Raw genomic sequence first — 1,187 nt, forward strand, 5'->3', positions numbered from 1 at the left:
CCATGGCTAAGGAAAAATTCGAACGTAGCAAACCGCACGTAAACGTTGGCACCATCGGTCACGTTGACCATGGTAAAACCACTCTGACTGCTGCTTTGACTACCATTCTGGCTAAAAAATTCGGCGGCGCTGCTAAAGCTTACGACCAAATCGACAACGCCCCTGAAGAAAAAGCCCGTGGTATTACCATTAATACCTCTCACGTAGAATACGAAACCGAAACCCGCCACTACGCACACGTAGACTGCCCGGGTCACGCCGACTACGTTAAAAACATGATTACCGGTGCCGCACAAATGGACGGCGCCATCCTGGTAGTATCTGCTGCCGACGGTCCTATGCCGCAAACCCGTGAGCACATCCTGCTGGCCCGCCAAGTAGGCGTACCTTACATTCTCGTGTTCATGAACAAATGCGACATGGTTGACGATGCCGAGCTGTTGGAACTGGTTGAGATGGAAATCCGCGACCTGCTGAGCAGCTACGACTTCCCTGGCGACGACTGCCCGATCGTACAAGGTTCTGCACTGAAAGCCCTGGAAGGCGACGCAGCATTCGAAGCCAAAATCTTCGAACTGGCCGATGCCCTGGACAGCTACATCCCGACTCCCGAGCGTGCCGTTGACAAACCGTTCCTGCTGCCGATTGAAGACGTATTCTCAATCTCCGGCCGCGGTACCGTAGTAACCGGTCGCGTAGAGCGCGGTATCATCCACGTAGGCGACGAGATCGAAATCGTCGGTCTGAAAGAAACCCAAAAAACCACTTGTACCGGCGTAGAAATGTTCCGCAAACTGCTGGACGAAGGCCAAGCAGGTGACAACGTAGGCGTACTGTTGCGCGGTACCAAACGCGAAGACGTAGAGCGCGGCCAAGTATTGGCTAAACCGGGTTCTATCACTCCGCACACCAAATTCGAAGCAGAAGTATACGTACTGAGCAAAGAAGAGGGTGGTCGTCACACTCCGTTCTTCGCCAACTACCGTCCGCAATTCTACTTCCGTACGACTGACGTTACCGGCGCGGTAACCCTGTCTGAAGGCGTAGAAATGGTAATGCCGGGTGAGAACGTGAAAATCACCGTTGAGCTGATTGCTCCGATCGCGATGGAAAACGGTCTGCGTTTTGCGATTCGCGAAGGCGGCCGTACCGTAGGTGCCGGCGTTGTTGCCAACGTAATTGCTTAA

The 1,187-nt window shown here is 53.7% G+C and carries 1 protein-coding gene; it reads left to right on the forward strand.

Annotated elements, in window-relative coordinates; genetic code table 11:
• The first annotated feature begins 2 nt into the window (after positions 1-2).
• On the forward strand, positions 3-1,187 hold the full coding sequence (gene tuf, locus BDE01S_RS10620; RefSeq protein ID WP_066081383.1) for an elongation factor Tu: 1,185 nt from the start codon (positions 3-5) through the stop codon (positions 1,185-1,187).

The sequence above is a fragment of the Bergeriella denitrificans NBRC 102155 genome (genome assembly GCF_001592185.1).
GTDB lineage: Bacteria > Pseudomonadota > Gammaproteobacteria > Burkholderiales > Neisseriaceae > Neisseria > Neisseria denitrificans.